The organism is Lentzea sp. DG1S-22 (assembly GCF_036321065.1).
In the GTDB taxonomy this organism is placed as follows: Bacteria; Actinomycetota; Actinomycetes; order Mycobacteriales; family Pseudonocardiaceae; genus Lentzea; species Lentzea jiangxiensis.
This window is the reverse complement of the sequence record NZ_CP143276.1, coordinates 2,383,255-2,401,748: the sequence shown is the minus strand read 5'-3', so window position 1 is coordinate 2,401,748 and position 18,494 is coordinate 2,383,255. Positions and strand designations below refer to the sequence as shown.

The following is an 18,494-nucleotide window of genomic DNA, read 5'->3' as shown; positions in this document are numbered from 1 at the left end:
CGTTCGAGCGACTTTGCCTGTGTGGCAAAAGATCATCTGCCTGCGTTCTTACGGTTCATCTCGATCAAGGTGAACCTGCGCGGGAGGTGGGCAGTGGCGTTGCGTCCGTTCCAGTGGTTGCCGCATCGGTCCGCGCGTTACGCAATCCCAGTCGAATTGAAGCCTGGCGATCAAGGCAAAACGTTGTGCGGGTTGGAGATCGCCACTCCGCGTCTTCCGCCGCCGCGTTTCCCTGATGGCTGTTGGCCGGAATGCCCTGCGTGTGATGACCGGTGGCCAGAGCACGAGGGCATTCCGCCCCGTCGCGCTCGCGTACCGCGACTGTCGTGAACTCTCCGATGGCGGTCCTGTACGTGATCGGCCTGGTGGTCGTGATCGCGGTAGTGGCCGCGGCCAGCGACCCCCACTGACTCGGCACCTCCCCGGCAGGTGGGCGCGGCGGGGAGGTGCCCTGCCTGCGTGGACACGCCCTGACCAGCAGCGTTGCTCACCAGTGCCGGATGGCAGGTTTTGGCTTGCCCACGCCGTTCTCGCCGATCAGCCCGATGCGCCGCCGAAGCCGTGCACCAGGTCGTCGGCGACCAGTGCCGCCTCAGCCACGGGCGACCTCCAGCAGCCTGCCGCCGTCGAGGCGCAGCCGGCGGTCGATCCTCACCTCGTTCAGGAACCGCTCGTCGTGGCTCACCACCACCAACGCGCCCCGGTACGCGTTCAGCGCGCTCTCCAGCTGTCCGGCGCTGACGAGGTCGAGGTTGTTCGTCGGTTCGTCGAGCAACAGCAGCTGTGGCGCGGGTTCGGCGAACAGGACGCACGCCAGCGTCGCCCGCAGCCGCTCACCACCGGACAGCACGCCGACCGGCAGGTGCGCCCGTGCACCCCGGAACAGGAAGCGCGCCAACAGGTTCATCCGGTCCGCGGGAGGCATCGCCGGGGCGAAGTCCGCCAGGCTCTCGGCCACCGTGCGGGAGTCGTCGAGCAGGTCGAGCCGCTGCGACAGGTACGCGATGCGGCCGTCGGCCCGCTTCACCTCACCGCTGTCCGGGGTGAGCGACCCGTGGACCAGCCGCAGCAGGGTCGACTTGCCGGCGCCGTTCGGGGCGGCCAGCGCGATGCGCTCCGGACCGCGGATCGCGAGGTCGAGGTCCGCGAACAGGTCGCGCACCCGCAGACCGGTGCCGAGGAAGAGCGTGCGACCGGCGGGAACGGCGGTCCGCGGTAGCTCCAGGCTGATCTTCTGCTCGTCCTTCAACGCCCGTTCGGCCTGGTCGAGCTTCGAGCGGGCCGCACCGAGCCGGGCGGCGTGCGTGCCGTCCGCCCTGGCCGCCGAGACCTCCGCGTTGCGCTTCATGGTGCCCGCGAAGATCTTCGGCAGTCCGGCGTTCGAGAGGTTGCGCTGCGCGGTGGACGCCCGGCGCGCGGCACGTTCGCGGGCCTGCTGCATCTCCCGCTTCTCACGCTTGACCTCCTGCTCGGCGCTGCGGACGTTCTTCTCGGCCACTTCGCGCTCGGCCGCGACCGCCTCCTCGTAGGCGCTGAAGTTGCCGCCGTGGAAGCGGACCTCGCCGCCGTCGAGCTCGGCGATCCGGTCCACCCGGTCGAGCAGCGCGCGGTCGTGGCTCACCACGAGCAGGCACCCGCGCCAGTCGTCGAGCACGTCGTGGAGCCGGTGCCGGGCGTCGAGGTCGAGGTTGTTGGTCGGCTCGTCGAGCAGCAGCACGTCCGGCTGCTTCAGCAACTGCGCCGCGAGCCCCAGCGAGACGACCTGCCCGCCGCTCAGCGTGCCGAGCACGCGGTCGAGGGCCAGGTCGCCGAGGCCGAACCGGTCGAGCTGGGCGCGCGTGCGCTCCTCCAGGTCCCAGTCGTTGCCGATGGTGGTGAAGTGCTCCTCGGCGACGTCACCGGACTCGACCGCGCGGATCGCGCTCAGGACGTCCGCGACGCCGAGCACCTGCGCGACGGTCAGCCCGGCGGTGAGCGGCAGGTCCTGGGGCAGGTAGCCGAGCACGCCGGTCACGGACACGCTGCCCGCGGACGGCGTCAGCGCTCCGGCGACGAGCTTGAGCAGCGTCGACTTGCCGGCGCCGTTCGGGGCGACGAGACCGGTCCGGCCGCCGGGCACCGAGACGGACAGGCCGTCGAACACGGGGGTGTCGTCCGGCCAGGAGAACGACAGGGACGACACGACGATGAAAGCGTCGGACATGGGTGTGAGACCTCGGGATGTGCCGCGCGCGGAACCACCGCGCGTGAGGGAAAAGGGGACGACGAAACGGCCACCGCGAGGGATGGCCTGTCACATCCAGGGCTCACCCTGAGATGTCGTCTTCACCCACCAGCACGTCGAGCTCCTCGTCGAGGCGGTTGATCTCATCTCCACGCTAGCAGCCGTTCGCAAGTGGATGGTGCGGTCGTGGTTCACTCGGCTGTGTGACAACGGTTCTGGAGCTGCTGCGGGAGCGCCGGCGGCAGCGGAGCACCCCCGGTCGGCGCACCGACGACGCCCGTCTCGTCCTGCTGGTGGAAGGCGGGAGCTCGCGAGGCGTCTACTCCAGCGGGATGACCGTCGCGATCGAACGGCTCGGCCTGCTGCCGCTGTTCGACGCCGTGTACGGCAGTTCCGCGGGCTCGCTCAACGCCGCCTGGCTGCTGTGCGGGCGGGCGGACAGCAGCAAGCACGCGTGGTGGGACCCGGCCGTGATGCGCACGACCATCAACCCGCGGCGCGCGTTCACCCGGCGGCCGGTCGTCGACACCCACCACCTCGTGCACACGATCTACACGCAGGTCCACCCGATGGGCTTCCAGGAGGTCGTCGACAACCCCGTCGAGTTCCACCCGATGACCACGGACGGGCTCACCGGCGAGCCGGCCGACCTGCACGGGTACGTCCGCGACACCGCGAGCCTGCAGACCGCGCTGCGGGCGTCGACCGCCATGCCGTTCCTCGCGGGCGACCCGGTGGTGATCGACGGCCGCCCGTACGTCGACGCCGGGCTGAGCGAGACGATCCCGGTCGGCACGGCGGTCGCGCAGGGCGCCACCCACGTCGTGGCGCTGCGCACCCGCCGCGAGGACGAGTTCCTGGGCGTGCCGCCGTCGCGGGGCGAGCGCCTGGTGCTGTCGCGCTGGTTCGCCCGGCACGCGCCCGGGGTCGTCTCGAACTGGTTGCGCCGCGAGGAGATCCGGGCGAAGGACGAGGAGATGCTCGCGTCGCACCCCGCGTGCCTGCAGATCCGGCCGCCGCTGGGCAGCGCCGTGATCGGCCGCACCGAACGGCGTCCGCACGTCATGCAGCAGGCCCTCGACGTCGGCGTGGCGGCCGCGATGAGCCACCTCGGCAACGGGCACCTGTGACGGCGTGCTCGCCGCGGCCGACCGGCTAGCTTGTGCGCGTGGACTTCGACGAGTACCGGAAGTACGACGCGACCGGCCTGGCCCGGCTCGTCGCGGACAGGCAGGTGTCCGCGGCCGAACTGCTGGAGGTGGCGCGCAAGCGTGCCGCCGAGGTGAACCCGAGGCTCAACGCGATCGTCCGGGACGTGCCCGCCGATCCGTCCGACGACCTCACCGGCCCGTTCGCGGGCGTGCCGTTCCTGATCAAGGACCTCGGCCAGGACTACGCGGGCCTGCCGACGTCGAACGGCTCGCGGTCGCTCGCGAACAAGAAGGTCACCGAGCACTCGACCGTGGTGCAGCGGTGGCTCGACGCCGGCCTGGTGATCTTCGGCAAGACGAACCTGCCGGAGTTCGGCGCGAAGGCGATCAGCGAGTCGGAGGTCTGGGGTCCCGCGCGCAACCCGTGGGACCTCGACCGGACACCCGGTGGCTCGTCGGGCGGGTCGGCGGCCGCGGTCGCCGCCGGGATCGTGCCGTGCGCCGGCGCGAACGACGGCGGCGGCTCGACGCGGATCCCTGCGGCGTGCTGCGGGCTCGTCGGGCTCAAGCCGGGGCGCGGCCTCACGCCGTTCGGCCCCGAGACCGCCGAGATGATGCACGGCGCGGCGGTGCAGGGCGTCGTGTCGCGGACCGTGCGCGACACGGCCGCGATGCTCGACGTGATCTGCGGAGGGGAGCTCGCCGGTCCGTACTCGGTCGCGCTGCCGGAGTCGTCGTTCGCCTCGTGCGTCGGGCAGGAACCCGGAAAGCTGCGGATCGGCGTGCGGGTGCCGTCGGCGATCAACCCCGCTCCGCACCCGGAGGCGGTCGCGGCCGTCGCCTCGGCGGTCCGCGTGCTCACCGACCTCGGGCACCACGTCGAGGAACTGCCGGAGGCACCGTTCGACGACGCCGTGCTGGCCAAGGACTTCCTGCTGACGTGGTTCGTGAACCTCGCCTGGAAGGTGGCCGACGCCAAGCGGCTGACCGGGGCGCCGGACGCGGCGTTCGAACGCGACACGCTGCTCATGGCCGCATTGGGACGGGCCACGAGCAGCGTCGACTACGTGGACGCCGTGCAGCGGCGGCACGCGCACACCCGCCGCCTCAGCACGTTCTTCGAGTCCTACGACCTGCTGCTGACGCCCACGCTGGCGACCCCGCCGCCGAAGGTCGGCCAGTTCGACCTGCCGGTGTCGCTGCGACGGGCCACGGACGCGGTGCTCAAGACCGGCACCGCCCGGTTCCTGCGGCACACGGGCCTGGTCGACGACATGATCAGGGACAACCTCGGCTGGGTGCCGTACACGCAGCTCGCGAACATCACCGGCCGGCCGGCGCTGTCGCTGCCGCTGCACTGGACGGCCGACAGGCTGCCGCTCGGCGTGCAGTTCGTGGCTCCGCTGGCGGGGGAGTCGCTGCTGATCAAGCTGGCGGCCCAGCTGGAGCAGGCGGCGCCGTGGGCGGCGCGCTTCCCGGTCATGAGCTGAGGAAGCGCAGCAGCTCCGCGGTGACGAACTCCGGGTTCTCCTCGACGAGCCAGTGGCCCGCCTTCGGCACGTCGACCGCCCGCACGACGTTCGTCATCCGCGGCGCCGCGGTGCCCTGGACCGCCTGGGCCTGGCCTTCCGCGGCCATCACCAGGGTCGGCACCTCCACCGGCCGGGCGGCCTCGGTGTCGCGGACGTCCTGCTCCAGGGCGCGGTAGAGCTTGAAACCGTTGGCCAGGTTCTTGCCGTAGGTCCGCGCGTACTCGTCGATGTCGGCGTCGGTGAACGGGGACTTCGCCGACGTGCCACCGAAAGCGCTGCCCTGGTGGGAGACCTGCGGGTAGAAGGCCTTCAGGTAGTCGCGGACCTCGTCGTCGACCAGCGTCTCGGGGATCCCGGGCTGCGAGTGGAACGCGATGTGCCAGCTCAGCGAGCGGTAGGTGCGCGCGTCGATCGCGGGGCCCGGCAGCGGCAGGTCGAGGTAGCCGAGCCGGGCGGTGTCCCGCGGGAACTGGCTGGCGTACTGGAACGCGACGGCGGCGCCCAGGTCGTGGCCGATGATCGAGGCGTTGCGCAGCCCCAGCTCCTCGGTCAGCGCGTGCACGTACCGCGCGAGCGTGGCCTTGTCGAAGCTCGTCGGTGTGCCGGTGCTGTCGCCGAGGCCGGGCAGGTCGACGGCGTAGACGGTGTGGCGTTCGGCGAGGTCCGGCATCACCGGCCACCAGCCGTACCAGGTCTGCGGCCAGCCGTGCAGCAGCACGACCGGGGTACCGCTGCCGCCCGTGACGTAGTGCAGGCGGACGCCGCCGACGTCGGCGAACTCGTGCCGGAAGGTCTTCCCAAAAGCCGGGTCGTTCCGGGTGACGGCGGCGTGCGCCGGTGCGGGGTGCGGAGCGGCCGAGCAGGCGGTGAGCAGGAGCAGGAGAGCGACTGCGAGGCGTTTCATGGCCTCAGCCTGCGGTGGACTTGCTGTTCTCGGCACGAAAACTTGCTGATGTGGCAAGCTGCGGGTCGTGAACGCCGAGACCGAACAGGTGCTGGACGGGGTGGGTGTGCGGCTGCGGACGCTGCGGCGGCACCGCGGCATCACGCTCGCCGACCTCGCGACGACCACCGGGATCTCCGAGAGCACCCTGTCCCGGCTGGAGAGCGGGCAGCGGCGCGCCACCCTCGAGCTGCTGCTCCCGCTGTCGCGGGTGTACGACGTGCCGCTGGACGACCTCGTCGGCGCTCCGCGCACCGGGGACCCGCGCATCCACCTCAAGCCGATCCACAGGTTCGGCATGACGTTCGTCCCGCTGTCGCGGCGGCCGGGCGGGGTGCAGTCGTTCAAGATGCTGATCCCCGCCGTGTCGCGGCCGCTCGAGCCGACGTTGCAGACGCACGACGGCTTCGAGTGGCTCTACGTCCTCAACGGACGGTTGCGGCTGGTGCTCGACGACCTCGACCTGACGTTGCCGCCCGGTGAGGCCGCCGAGTTCGACACCGCGAAGCCGCACTGGCTGGGCAGCGCGGACGGCGGTGCGGTCGAACTGCTGATCCTGTTCGACCCCCAGGGGGTGCGCACGCACGTCCACGCCGACCGCGTCACCTCCGGGTGAAGCGCGCGCGGTCGCCACCGCGCCGGCCAGCGTGACGAGCGCGACGACCACCCCGCAGCCGACCGCCATCGGGACCGCGCCGATGGCGAGGCCCGATCTGCGTCCCGCTTCAGGCCTTCTACATCGCCGTAACCTGATCGGAGGACCGGCCGGGCTGGACCACACCGCGCGCGACCCCCAGCTCGACCAGGTCCTGCGGCCGCAGCCGCAGCTCGTCGGCCGTGCGCCGGGCCTGCGCGGGATCCCGTTTCAGGATCCCGGTCGCGAGCTCCGGTGAGATCACCGCGAAGTAGCTGTCCGGCGTCACCCACATCCGGTCCGGCGCGGCGAACGCCAGCGCGCCACCCGATCCGCCCTCGCCGACCAGCAGCGTCGTGACCGGCACGCGCGCGGACGCGATGGCCGTGAAGAGGTCGGCGATCGCGGCACCCACGCCCGCCTTCTCGGCCGCCTCGTCGTTGGCCGCACCGGGCGTGTCCACGAGCGTCAGCACCGGCACACCGAGCCGGTCGGCGAGCCGGACCAGGCGCGCCGCCGTGCGGAACCCCGCCGGTCGCGTCGCCGTGCCGTCCTGCGCCGCGTACGCGAACGTCTCCCCGTCGCGGTGGCCGAATCCGCAGAACACCCCGGGGTCGACGCCGCCGGCGCGGTCGCCGCTGATCGGCTCGTGCCACTCGAAGTAGGACCCGAGGTAGGCCTTGGCGCGCGGACGGCCGAGCGTCCGGGCGCGCACCACCGCGTCCCATCCCGTCGTCGGCAGCAGGGCCTCGCCCAACGCCACCGGTGGGGGAGCGGCGGCGCGGGCGGACGTGGTGAGCAGCCGCAGCCACCGCTCCAGGCGGTCGCGCAGCTCCTCCCGCGGCACGAGCTGGTCGACCGACCCGGCCGCGAACTGCTGCGCCACCGTGTAACCGGGCGGCCGCACCCGCGAGCCGGCGAACCCCACCTGGGCACCGCGCAGCCCCAGCACGACGTCCGCGCCCGCCCCGAGCGTCGCCCAGCCGCCGCCGGTCGTGGGGTCGCGCAGCACGGCGACGTGCGCGAGCCCGGCCTCGCGGGTCAGGGTGATCTGGCGGGCGATCCTGGACAGCTGCAGCAGCGCGAGCGTGCCCTCCTGCATGCGGCTGCCACCGGTCGCGACCAGCGACACCACCGGCAGCCGCCGTTCGCGGGCGTGCGTGAAGGCCCGCTCGATCCTGGCGCCGGTCCGGGTGCCCAGCGAGCCGCCGAGGAACCCGAACTCGAACGCCACGACCACGGCGGTGACGCCACCGATGCCGGCGACCCCGCAGACGACCGACTCGCTCTCCCCGGTCGACTCGGCCGCACGGGCCAGCTGGTCGCCGTACCCCGGCCACCCGAGCGGTCCGTCCACCCCGGACCGCACCGGCTCGTCCGGCAGCTCGGTGAACGACGACGTCACGTCGCCGATCACCTCGCGGGCGGTCTCACGTCCCGAGGGCACGTTTCATCACCTTGCCCATGTCGTTGCGCGGCAACGACTCCACGAACCGAACCACGCGGGGGCGCTTGTGCGGGGTGAGCAACCGGGCCACGTGGCCGGAGAGCTCGTCGGCGGGCGGTGCCGCGCCCGCGGGCACGACCCAGGCGACGATCCGTTCACCCAGGTCGTCGTCGGGCTCACCGGTCACCGCCACCTCCTTCACCGACGGGTGCTCCAGCAGCGCGTTCTCGATCTCGCCCGCGCCGATCTTGTAGCCGCCGCTCTTGATGATGTCCGTGGCCTTGCGCCCGACGATGCGGAAGTAGCCGTCGGGGTCGCGCGTGCCGACGTCGCCGGTGCGGAACCAGCCGTCCGCGAACGCCTCCGCGGTGGCGTCGGGCCGGTTCAGGTACTCGGTGAAGAGGTTCGGGCCGCGCACCTGGATCTCGCCGATCGCGCCGGCGTCGTCCAGGGTCTGCCCGGCGTCGTCGACGAGCCGCACCCGCACGCCCGGCAGCGGCACCCCGACCGCTCCCGGCCGGCGGTCGCCGTCGGCGCGCACGCTGGTGTTCATCAACGTCTCGGTCATGCCGTAGCGCTCGACGACCCGCTGCCCGGTCGCCGCGGCGATCCGCTCGTGGTCGCGCACCGGCAGCGCCGCCGAGCCCGACACCAGCAGGCGCGCCCCGGCCAGGGCCCCGCCGAGCGCGGGGTTGCCGCCGACCTCCTCGGCGATGCGGTGGTACATCGTCGGGACGCCGAACATCATCGTGCCGTCGCCGTCGAGCGCCCTCGTGAGCTGCTCGGTGGAGAACTTGCCGAGGTGGTGCAGCGTCCCCCCGCGTCGCAACGGCCCGAGCACGCCGAGGATCAGGCCGTGCACGTGGAACAGCGGCAGCGCGTGCACCAGCACGTCGTCCGCGGTCCACTGCCACGCCTCCGCGACGGCGTCCAAAGTGGACACGATGGCGCGGCGCGGCAGCACGACACCCTTGGGGGAGCCGGTGGTGCCCGAGGTGTAGACGATCAGGGCCGGAGCCTCGTCACCGGGATCGGCGAACGTCTCCGAGGAGTCGCCGTCGAGCGTGATGTCCCGCCGCGGCACGGAGCTCAGGCCCTCGGGCAGGGTGACGCCGGGTGCCGCGAGCACGGACGCTGGTGCGCTGTCCGCGACGATGTGCGCGAGCTCCCGTTCGCCGACCTTCGGGTTGAGCGGCACGGCCGGCACCCCGGCGAGCAGGGCCGCGACGACCGCGACGCACGTTTCGATCGTGGGGGTCGCCCAGACCGCCACGCGGGGGAGCCCGGACAGCTGCTGCGCGAGGGCTCCCGCGCGGGCCGCGAGCTCGGAGTGGGTCAGGGCGCGGTCGCCGAAGCGGAGGGCGACGCGGTCGGACTGCGAGGCGAACATCAACTCACCAGATTCCCGGGACGACGAGGGCGAGCCACACCAGCGGCGGCGCCGCCGCGACCATGATCCCGCCGTAGACCATCAGCTGCTTGAAGAACTTGTCGCGGTCGACGTCCTGCGCACCGGCCAGCACGAGAGCGCCGTTGGTGGAGAACGGACTCACGTCGACCACCGTCGCCGACACCGCCAGCGCCGCGATCAGGCCGATCGCGCTGACCTCGCCCTGGAGCAGGAACGGCACCGCCAGCGGGATGAGCGCGCCCATGATGCCGACCGACGAGGCGAACGCGGAGACGATCGCGCCGATGTAGCAGATCAGCAGCGCCGCGAGCAGGGGAGCGCCGACGCCCGCGACCGAGTCGCCCGCCCACTTGATCGTGCCCATCGTCTGCAGCACGGCGACGTAGGTCAGGATGCCGCAGATCAGCAGCACGGTCGGCCAGGTGATCTGGGTGATCGCCTCCTTCGAGGTCTCCGGCCACACCACGCTCAGCAGGACGGCGACGGTGATCGCGGCGAGGCCGACGTCGAGGTCGAAGACCAGGGCGGCGACCACGAGCGCGGCCAGGCCGAGGAGGGTGGCGATCCGGGGCGCCGTCAGGGTGGTGCTCTCGTCGTCGCTCGGCCCGTCACCGCTGCTCCCGCCGCCGGTGCGGGCCGGCACGGGAGCGTCGAGGGGTTGGCGGGCGAGCTTCATGCCGCCGCACACCACGAACACCACGACCGCGATCAGCAGGTTCACCACCAGGCTCGCCAGGAACAGCACGACCGGGCTGCCCGGCAGGCCCTCCTTGTCGACGATGCCGTTGACGATCGTGCCGTAGATGCTGATGGGGGAGAACCCGCCGGCCTGAGCGCCGTGCACGACCATCACGCCCATCAGCAGCGGGCTGATCCGGTACCTGGCCGCGAAGCCCATCGCGATCGGCGCCACGATGGCGACCGCCGCCGGGCTCACCGCGCCGATCGCGGTCAGCACGCCGGTGATCGCGAACATCACCCACGGCATCAACGCGATGCGCCCGCCGACGAGCCGGATCGCCCTGTGCACCAACCAGTCCGTGGTGCCGTTCGCGCGGGCGATCGCGAACAGGAACGTGACCCCGACCAGCACGACGAACAGCGAACCGGGGAAGCCCTTGAAGATGTCGTCGGTCTTCATGTCCGCCACCAGCGTGCCGACCCCGAAGGCGGCGGCGAAGGCGAGCGCACCCATGTTGATCGACCTGGTCGTGGCGATGACGAACACCACGACCAGCACGAGGATCGAGATCAGTTCGGCGGACATGCGGGGGCTCCCGTCGTTGGGACTGTCCGATTCGGCACAGTGGCCAAGTGGCTGAGCCACTTTCCGCCCACCGTCCACCGGCTGTCAAGAGGTGGCCTAGTGGCTGAGCCACTTGACCGGTTATCCTGGGGCGATGTCCGAGGCACTGCGGCCCATGGTCAAATCGCGCCTGTACGAGCAGGTGCTCGAGCGCCTGCGGGCGTACGTGGGCGAGGCCGGCCTCAAGGCGGGGGACAGGCTTCCCGCCGAACGGGACCTGGCCGCGAGCCTCGGCGTCAGCCGCGCGTCGGTCAAGCAGGCGATCGTGGTGCTGGAGGTCCAGGGCCTGGTCGAGGCCCGCCACGGCGGCGGCACCTACCTGGTGCGCGACACCCTCGACGTCGAACCGGTCGAGCAGCTCGTCGAACGCCGCAAGCGACTCCCCGAGGTGCTGGAGGCCCGCGAGGCCCTGGAGACCAAGCTCGCCGAACTGGCCGCCGAACGCCGCACCGAAGCCGAGCTGGAGACCATCCGGCTCGCCCTCGACTTCATGCGCGACGAGATCGCCGACGGCGCGAGCGGCGTGGAGGGCGACCGCCGCTTCCACGCCGCCGTCACCGCCGCCGCGCACAGCTCGCTGCTGGCCGACTTCATGAAGACGATCGCCCGGCAGATCACCGAGAGCCGCACCGAGTCGCTGCGCCAGCCGGGGCGCCCGTCCCGGTCGCTGGCGCAGCACACGGCGATCTACGAGGCCATCGCCGCGGGTGACGGGAAGAAGGCCGCGGCGGCGATGCGCAGGCACGTGCGCACCGTGGCGAAGGTGCGGCTGCTGACGTGGGTGCCCGAGGACTGAGCCGCCGGTGCCGCGCCGGACGTGCCGCTCACACGACACCCCGGCGCGGCACCCGCACCCGTCAGCGGAGCCGGATCACCACCTTCTGCTGCGCCGGCTTCCCGGCCGCCTTCACCGTGCGGGAAGTCCCGTCAGCCTCGTGCACCACGACCGTCCAGTCCCGCTTGGACACCTTGCCCGGGAACCAGCCCCGAGCCGGGTGCACGGTGACCGTGTCGCCGTCCTGCACGATCCGCGTCCGCGACGACAGCTTCCGCCCACCGTCCTCGTACAGCGTGAACTCGCCCTTGGCGCCGGCCGTCACGTGCACGGTCAGCTCGTCGGCCGGGTTCTTCACGTCGTTGGCCACGTCCGAGGTGCGCTCCACCAGCATCCCGCCCGAGCGCAGGAACACCGGCATGGTGTCCCAGCCCGCGCTGACGGTCGCCCACGAGTTGCCCTGGTAGACGCGGCCGGTGAAGTAGTCGGTCCACTGGCCGGGCGGGAACCACACGCGCGTCTCGCCCACGTCACCGGGCGTGGTGATCGGAGCGACCAGCACGTCGGAGCCGAGCATGAACTGGCTGTCCACGGTGGAGTACGCCTCCGGGCTGCCGGGGTGCTCGAGCCAGGCGGGACGCACCATCGGCACACCGGTGCGGTTCGCCTCCTCGGCCAGCGTGTAGATGTACGGCACGAGGCGTTCGCGCAGGTTCAGGAACTTCGTCGCCGACGCCTGCGCGGCCGGGCCGTACTGCCACGGCAGCCGGTCGCCGTGGTTGCTGTGCAGGCGCGTGATCGGCTGGAACGCACCGAGCTGCACCCACCGCGCGTACATGTCGTCCGGCATCTTGGTGGTGTAGCGGACCTGCCCGTTGTCGAGGTAGGTCTCCGACCCGCGCAGGCCCGTGGTGTCGTTGTGGCCGCCGATGTCGTGGCTGATGTTCGACATGCCCGTCGCCACGCCCTCGGCCGAGGTGTAGGCGATGGTGCCCTTCAGCACGCCCCACGTCGACGACGTGTCACCCGTGAAGTGCAGGGTGGTGCGCTTCTCCGCCCACGGACCGGTCTGCAGCGGACCGGCGCCGCTGTACCCGCCCGCCTGCAGGGAACCGAAACCGCGCGAGAACGCGAACGCGCCGATCTTCGCGTACTGCTCGTTGATCCACGTGTCCGGCGTGACGCCGCGCAACGACGAGCCCGAGCCGTCGCAGCACCAGTCGAGCCACCAGAAGTCGGTCGGCATCTTGCGGTGCAGCTCGAGGTAGGCCCGCAGCTGGTCCGGGTCGCCCCAGTCGAACACGTAGCAGTTCGCGCAGCTGCCCTTGGCGAGCTTGCCCTTCGCCGTGGCCTGGGCCTGGGCGAAGTCCGGGTCGTCGCCCTGGATGCTCGGGTGGATGTTCAGCGTGCTGTGCAGCCCCTCGCCGTGCGCCCAGTCGAGGAAGCCCTGCGGGTCGGGGAACTTCGAGGAGTCCATCCGCCAGCCGTTCCACAGGTTGTGCGCCTTGTAGTCGGTGTCGACCACGAGGACGTCCAGGGGAACGCCGTGCTGGCGGAACGCGGGCAGGATGCGGTCGCGGAAGTCGGCCGCGGTCCTGTCGATGTACTCGGAGTACCAGACGCCGTAGGCCCAGCGCGGCAACAGCTTCGACCCGCCGGTCAGCGCCGCCAGGTCGCCGAGCGCCGCCTTGTAGTTCTGGCCGTAGCCGAACAGGTAGCCGTCCTGGTACGGCTGCGCACCCCGGTCCGCGCGCGGGGTTCCGCTGCGCAGGGCGGAGATCGTGTCGTCCAGCAGGTACCAGCCGTCGCGGTGCATCAGGCCCGGGTAGAGCTTCGGGTCACCGTTGGTGCCGGTGTAACCGTCGAGCGAACGGCGGTAGCCGCCCAGCGCGACGTGCTGCGCCGTGCTGTTGAGACCGACGCTGTCGAGGTTGACGTGGCAGCCGGCGTCCGGGCACGTGAGGCTGAGGTCCGAGGTGCCCGCGGGCAACGCCACCTGAGCGGTCGCCGTGGCCCAGGTCGCCCAGTTCGCCGTGGTGGGCAACGTGACCGCTTGGCCGTTGAGGTACACGGTCCGGGGCTCGTGCTTGCCGTCGCCGCCGGCACCGTTGGCGTAGCGCAGCACGACCGGGTGGGTGCCCGCGGCCGGGACGCCGGTGACGCGCTGGGTCAGGGTCGTGCCGCCGCGCAGTTCGGCGACGAAGCCGGTGCCCGCGAAGCCCGCGTGCTCGTCCGCGATGCCCGCCGGACCGCTGATCCGGCCGTTCTCCGCCTCGCAGGTGGTGCCGAAGCGGCAGTCGTCCACCGCCCGTTCGGCCGGGTAGGCCTGGCCGGCGGTGAGCAGGGCGAGGCTGTCAACGTTGACATTGCCCGAGTCGCCCGACCGCCGGGTCAGCGAGACGCGGTGCTCGCCGGCGGTCAGGTCGACCTCGAACTCCGCCTGCCGCCAGTCTCGCCAGTCCGCCGTCCGCGGCAGCGTGACCTGCCGGGCCGCCTGCCCGTCGACGCTGAGCCCGAGCGTGCGGTCCTCGTGCCGGCCGTCGCCGCCCTGGCCGTTCGCGTACTTCACGACGACCCGGTGCCTGCCGGCGGTGGCCGCGCGGACGGTGGCCGTGACCGAGTTGTTGGCGTAGGAGAAGCCCGCGACGAACCCGTAGCCGGTGTGACCGGGGTGGTCGGCGGCCACGAGCATGCCCTCGCGCTGCTGGTCCTCGGCCTCGCAGAGCTGACCGGTGGCACAGACCACCCGCCGCCACGGGGACGCGGTCGTGCCGGCCGTCTTGATCTCCAGGTTGTCCGCGCGGAACGGGCCGGAGCCCACGCGGTAGCGCACCGTCATGGCCGACGTGGTGATGACCAGCCAGCCGTTCTCGGTGCGCGAGGTGTAGGGGGTACGGGGGAAGGTGCGGTTTACAACGTTGTAAGTGGCCTGGTCCTCAAACCTGCGGTCGCCGGCGAACTCGCTGCGCACGAGGGTGGGGGAGAGGATCTGGAACCGGGCCTGACCCGAGGTGACCGTGCCGGTGGGCTGGGCGGTCGCCGGAGCGGGGAGGGCCAGTGTCACCAGAGCTAGTAGGGGGATGACGGTCGTGCGTTTCCGCATGGTGCTCCTCGTCTGACGCCGTCGGCTTCCGAGGTGTTCAAGTAGCTGAACCTTCCTCACCTTGGCCTGACCGTGTGGAGCGATCAAGACTCCACTTGGCCCACATCGGCCACCTGCGAACGGATCACCGGTTTGCCCGCTGCCCGTACGGGCACCACGTCGGTGACGACAGGAGGGGTGGATGTACTCCGACGACCTGGTGCGACCCTGGTGGGACGCCCTGCAGGTGCAAGATCCGCTGTTCGACGTGCACACGCACCTGGGCACGAACGACCCGAGCGGGTTCTCGGCCACCGCGGCCCAGCTGCGGGAAGCCCTGGCCGGTGTGGACGCGCGCGCGGCCGTGTTCCCCCTGACCGAGCCGGACGGCTACCGCGAAGCCAACGACGCGGTCCTCGCCGAAGCGCGGTCCGACGAGGTGCTGGTCGCGTTCTGCCGGGTCACGCCCGACGACGCAGGTGAGGCCCGCCGCTGCGTGGAGGCCGGGGCGGCGGGCATCAAGCTCCACCCGGCGAGCGACGAGTTCGCCCTGGGCGACGACCGGCTGGAGGAGGTTTTCGGCCTCGCGCACGAGCTGCGCCTGCCGGTGCTGCTCCACGCGGGACCGGAGATCGACCCGTACGGGGTCACCCTGCCGGACGTGCTGGACCGGTTCCCCGGAGCGCGGTTCGTGCTGGCGCACGCCGGGCTGACGGACCTGGCGTGGCTGGCCGGGAACCCGAAGCCCAACCTGTTCTTCGACACGTCCTGGTGGAGCGCCACCGACGTGGTGACGGTGCTCGGCACGATCCCTCCCGGTCAGGTGCTCCTCGGCAGCGACGTCCCGTACTCGACGCCGACCTGGGGCGCGCACGCCACGGCGCGCTGCGCCCAGTACGCCGGCCTCGCACCGGACCAGGTCGCGAGCGTCATGGGCGGCCAGGCCCGCCGACTGGTGGACCGGGCCGACCCCGCCGACCTCGGGCCCGCTCCGGGACGTGTGCCGCCGCTCGACCCGTTGCTGGAACGGCTCTTCGTCTACCTCTGCGCGGGCGTGGAGGCCACCAAGCGCGGCGAGTCGCCGGGACAGACGCTCGACCTCGCCCGCCACTGCTGCCACGTCCCGCCCGGCCACCCGCACAAGGCCGTCTTCGAGTCCGTGTGGGAGTTGCTGGACCGCTACGAGAAGCACGCTCCCCAGATGGAGACGGGCAACGAGTACGCGGCCGGGTGGGACCTGATCGCCACCGCGGCCGTCGTCGCCCGCACCCCGGGGACGCCGCTGCCCCTCACCTGACGTGCGGCCGGTGCGGCGGCGGTCCACCGGGCGTGGCCGCCGCACCGGCCGCGTTGACGGGAGCGCTCAGCGCTTGAGCGTGAAGGTGAAGTCGCCGGAGACCTTGCCGCTCAACCGGACCGCCGACACCACCTTCCCGTCGGCGACGAGACGCCCGACCTCGGCGCGGGACAGACCGCACCCCTGCGCGATCAGCCGGACGGGGCGCACCGGGATCCGCGCCTCGAACCGCACCGCCACGTCCACCACCTCCTGGTCGAGGTCGGAGCCGGCGGTGTCGAGGCGCCAGGCGCCGTCCCAGTCGAGCGAGACGCGGTTGCGGTGCTGCAGGAGCGGGTCCCGCAGCAGTTCGGCGGTCAGGCCGGGGTCGTTGTCGTGCAGGCGGTTCAGCAGCTCGGGACGCACCGAGCGGACGTGCGTCCGCTCGAAGATCGTGAGCTTGACCGTGTCCCCGCAACCGGTGCAGAGCACGAGCAGCCAGGCGTCGAGGACCTTGTGGTTGGCGTTGACGCGGAACTTGCCGCTCGCCCGGAAGCGGTCGGCCTCGCACACGTGGCAACGGCGGCGGACGAGCGGAAGGCAGGTGGGCACGACGGCCCAGGTGTTGAGCACAGGAGTACACCGTTCGGTGAGAAATCCGCAGCAAGGGGAGCGCGCTGCTCAGAGAGCGGCGCGCAACGAAGACCAGCGCTCGGGAAGACTCAAGAGGTGTACAACGGCACGTCCCTGCCTCGGCGACTCAGTCGGCCAGGAAGGTAGCGGCTCGCGGTGGTGGCGCTCCATCCATTTTCGGCAGGGGTGCGGGCCCGAGCACGGTCTCCAGCTGCTCCCACCGCGTCACGAGGTCCGCGAGCATCAGCATCATCACGTCGGGGAACGCGTACAGGAAGCTCTGGTAGCGGTAGTGGTCGAGGTAGAACACCACCACGTCGTCGCTCAGGGCCGTCGCCGACGTGGTGCGGGCGTTGAAGAACATGTCGTAGTGGCCGAGCAGCCCTCCACGACCCAGGACCTCGCGTTCGTAGATGCCGCCGAAGTCGACCTCGACCGCGCCCCGCGCGACCAGGAACACCCCGTGCGCGGGCTCGTCCTCGTGGAAGAGCGCATCGCCCGCTGTGTACGGGATCTCGTCGAACATCGACGCGAGCGTCTCCAGTTCGGAGTCGGCGAGCGAGGTGAACAGCCGCACGCCGTGGGGGTCGGCGCTCTGCCGCAGGCACGTCACCCGCTCGGTCAGCTCGTGCTCGGTGAGGTGGTTCATCCTCATCCGCACGAACCGCAGCATCCTGTCCGTGCCGCGCGACTGGGCGCGTGACCTCCCGGCGCTCGGCGGGGTGTAGAGCGCCGCGTCGCCGCTGATCCGCGCGGCTTCCCGGAGACCGGACTCGTAGGCGCTGTGCACGCAGCCCCAGTGGTACGGGTTCGTGCCCTCGCCGGCGAAGAACAGCCCGTCACCGACCGGTTCCGCCAGAGCGGCGATGTCCTTGGACGACGAGCCGACGCCGATGCACGTGTACGAGCCCCGCGCGAACGGATCCGCGGACCACCTGGTGCGCGAGATCTGGTGCGGCGCCGGGACGTCGGCGCCGAAGAGGTCCTCGACGACGGACTTGGCGTAGGACGACACGTCCTCTGTGGACCAGGTCTCGGCCTCCCGGCCGAGGGAGGCGCCGAGCAGCATCACCAGGACCGGCTTGCCGTGCGACTTCCACATGCTGATGACGACGGTGGGGTAGCGGTCCGTGTCCCGGCAGAGGTAGCCGAAGACGTACTGTTCGGTGGGCCAGAACGGTTCGGCGTAGTGCAGCGCGATCTTGTTGAGCGTGCCGAACCCGAGCCGGGCGATCGCGGTCCGCTTGGCCTCGGGCAGCGGCGGCACGAACTCCACCGCGCCCGCCTTCAGCACGCCGAGCGGCACCGTGACGAGCACCTTCTCCGCCTCGAACACACCGCGGTCCGTCGTCACCCTGCCGTTCTCGACCCGGGTCACGACGTGCCCGAGCCGGATGTCGAGGTCGCGCGCCAGAGCGTCCACAACGGACTGGTAGCCGTGGTGCAGCGTGCTGTCGCCGTAGCCGTAGACGAGGTAGCCGTCCTCCCAGTGCTTCAGCGAGAGCTTGTCCGGGTCCTCCGCCGCGTCCTCGCGCAAGATCACGTTGAGGTGGTAGCGCACGGCCTGTTCGTCCTCCGCGCACAGGTCGCGCCCGGCGAGGACCTGCCGCACCGCCTCGCCCAGCGGCACGTCCGGGTGGTCCTCCGCGCGGGCGACGGCCGCGCGGTGCTCCAGTTGGTGCAGCACCTCGTCGGCGAGTTCGAGGGTGCGGCTCTTGTAGCGGTGGTTCACCGCACGCCGGTCCGCGCCGAACAGGTCGAGGCTGTCGAATCCGCCCGTGTAGGCGCTGTCCCCGCCCACGTAGCTGTGCGGGATGCCCAGCTCCTCGACGAGTTCGGTGATCGGGTTGCCGTCCGTGCCGTGGATCCAGTGCGCGCCGAGGTCGACCCCGTGCTCGTCGGTCCAGATCCGGCCGCCGACCCGGTCCCGCGCCTCCAGCACGGTGACCGCGTGGCCCCGTTCGCGCAGCGCACGCGCCGCCGCCAGACCGGCGATCCCCGCACCCACCACCACGACGCCGGGTCTGGCGTCCTCACCTTCGGATACCTCGGGCATCGTTCGATTGTGGGGCGGCCACGC

General features: G+C 71.7%; 14 protein-coding genes. 6 read left to right on the top strand and 8 right to left on the bottom strand.

The genetic code is table 11. The features are described 5' to 3' along the window. The first annotated feature begins 21 nt into the window (after positions 1-21). A complete protein-coding gene (locus V1227_RS10270; protein WP_329792275.1) occupies positions 22-330 on the top strand; it encodes a zinc finger protein in 309 nt (102 codons plus the stop codon). A gap of 262 nt (positions 331-592) precedes the next feature. On the opposite strand, the gene V1227_RS10265 is transcribed toward V1227_RS10270, so the two are convergent. Then, the gene (locus tag V1227_RS10265; RefSeq protein WP_329792274.1) at positions 593-2,203 is read right to left on the bottom strand and encodes an ABC-F family ATP-binding cassette domain-containing protein; all 1,611 of its coding nucleotides are present in this window, start codon (positions 2,201-2,203) and stop codon (positions 593-595) included. 224 nt (positions 2,204-2,427) lie between these two features. On the opposite strand from V1227_RS10265, the gene V1227_RS10260 reads away from it, so the two are divergent. Then, on the top strand, positions 2,428-3,354 hold the full coding sequence (locus V1227_RS10260) for a patatin-like phospholipase family protein (RefSeq protein WP_236218595.1): 927 nt from the start codon (positions 2,428-2,430) through the stop codon (positions 3,352-3,354). Between the two features lie 38 nt (positions 3,355-3,392). Then, complete coding sequence (locus V1227_RS10255) at positions 3,393-4,865, top strand: amidase (RefSeq protein ID WP_329792273.1); 1,473 nt, start codon at positions 3,393-3,395, stop codon at positions 4,863-4,865. Here the strand turns inward: V1227_RS10255 and V1227_RS10250 are convergent. After that, entirely contained in the window at positions 4,855-5,811 is a 957-nt protein-coding gene (locus V1227_RS10250) for an alpha/beta fold hydrolase (protein ID WP_329792272.1), read from the bottom strand. The two genes, V1227_RS10255 and V1227_RS10250, sit on opposite strands and share 11 nt — an antisense overlap. A 67-nt stretch (positions 5,812-5,878) precedes the next feature. On the opposite strand from V1227_RS10250, the gene V1227_RS10245 reads away from it, so the two are divergent. Then, a complete protein-coding gene (locus V1227_RS10245) occupies positions 5,879-6,466 on the top strand; it encodes a helix-turn-helix domain-containing protein (RefSeq protein WP_329792271.1) in 588 nt (195 codons plus the stop codon). A 118-nt stretch (positions 6,467-6,584) separates the two neighbouring features. Here the strand turns inward: V1227_RS10245 and V1227_RS10240 are convergent, their stop codons facing one another. Genes V1227_RS10240 through V1227_RS10230 form a run of 3 tightly spaced genes read right to left on the bottom strand, consistent with a single transcriptional unit; the run spans position 6,585 to position 10,609 of the window. Then, the gene (locus V1227_RS10240; RefSeq protein WP_329792270.1) at positions 6,585-7,931 is read right to left on the bottom strand and encodes a carboxyl transferase domain-containing protein; all 1,347 of its coding nucleotides are present in this window, start codon (positions 7,929-7,931) and stop codon (positions 6,585-6,587) included. After that, positions 7,915-9,321, bottom strand: a complete 1,407-nt coding sequence (locus V1227_RS10235; protein ID WP_329792269.1) for an acyl-CoA synthetase — start codon at positions 9,319-9,321, stop codon at positions 7,915-7,917. The genes V1227_RS10240 and V1227_RS10235 overlap by 17 nt, the downstream gene beginning before the upstream one ends. Before the next feature lie 4 nt (positions 9,322-9,325). Further along, entirely contained in the window at positions 9,326-10,609 is a 1,284-nt protein-coding gene (locus tag V1227_RS10230) for an SLC13 family permease (RefSeq protein ID WP_329792268.1), read from the bottom strand. 133 nt (positions 10,610-10,742) lie between these two features. Here V1227_RS10230 and V1227_RS10225 point away from each other — a divergent pair, with 133 nt between their 5' ends. After that, the gene (locus V1227_RS10225; RefSeq protein WP_329792267.1) at positions 10,743-11,444 is read left to right on the top strand and encodes a FadR/GntR family transcriptional regulator; all 702 of its coding nucleotides are present in this window, start codon (positions 10,743-10,745) and stop codon (positions 11,442-11,444) included. 61 nt (positions 11,445-11,505) lie between these two features. Here V1227_RS10225 and V1227_RS10220 read toward each other — a convergent pair whose 3' ends face one another. Next, entirely contained in the window at positions 11,506-14,526 is a 3,021-nt protein-coding gene (locus tag V1227_RS10220) for a TIM-barrel domain-containing protein (RefSeq protein WP_329792266.1), read from the bottom strand. A 181-nt stretch (positions 14,527-14,707) separates the two neighbouring features. Here V1227_RS10220 and V1227_RS10215 point away from each other — a divergent pair, with 181 nt between their 5' ends. Further along, entirely contained in the window at positions 14,708-15,802 is a 1,095-nt protein-coding gene (locus V1227_RS10215; RefSeq protein WP_329792265.1) for an amidohydrolase family protein, read from the top strand. Positions 15,803-15,868: 66 nt separating this feature from the next. Here the strand turns inward: V1227_RS10215 and V1227_RS10210 are convergent, their stop codons facing one another. Further along, a complete protein-coding gene (locus V1227_RS10210) occupies positions 15,869-16,414 on the bottom strand; it encodes a DUF1062 domain-containing protein (protein WP_329792264.1) in 546 nt (181 codons plus the stop codon). 127 nt (positions 16,415-16,541) lie between these two features. Next, complete coding sequence (locus tag V1227_RS10205) at positions 16,542-18,470, bottom strand: FAD-dependent oxidoreductase (protein ID WP_329792263.1); 1,929 nt, start codon at positions 18,468-18,470, stop codon at positions 16,542-16,544. Between the last annotated feature and the right edge of the window lie 24 nt (positions 18,471-18,494).

Bases quoted from the DNA above. Each gene is read 5' to 3' on its own strand.
- V1227_RS10265 (WP_329792274.1), bottom strand. From the start codon at position 2,203: ATGTCCGACGCTTTCATCGTCGTGTCGTCCCTGTCGTTCTCCTGGCCG.
- V1227_RS10250 (WP_329792272.1), bottom strand. From the start codon at position 5,811: ATGAAACGCCTCGCAGTCGCTCTCCTGCTCCTGCTCACCGCCTGCTCG.
- V1227_RS10235 (WP_329792269.1), bottom strand. From the start codon at position 9,321: ATGTTCGCCTCGCAGTCCGACCGCGTCGCCCTCCGCTTCGGCGACCGC.
- V1227_RS10230 (WP_329792268.1), bottom strand. From the start codon at position 10,609: ATGTCCGCCGAACTGATCTCGATCCTCGTGCTGGTCGTGGTGTTCGTC.
- V1227_RS10225 (WP_329792267.1), top strand. From the start codon at position 10,743: ATGTCCGAGGCACTGCGGCCCATGGTCAAATCGCGCCTGTACGAGCAG.
- V1227_RS10220 (WP_329792266.1), bottom strand. From the start codon at position 14,526: ATGCGGAAACGCACGACCGTCATCCCCCTACTAGCTCTGGTGACACTG.
- V1227_RS10215 (WP_329792265.1), top strand. From the start codon at position 14,708: ATGTACTCCGACGACCTGGTGCGACCCTGGTGGGACGCCCTGCAGGTG.
- V1227_RS10205 (WP_329792263.1), bottom strand. From the start codon at position 18,470: ATGCCCGAGGTATCCGAAGGTGAGGACGCCAGACCCGGCGTCGTGGTG.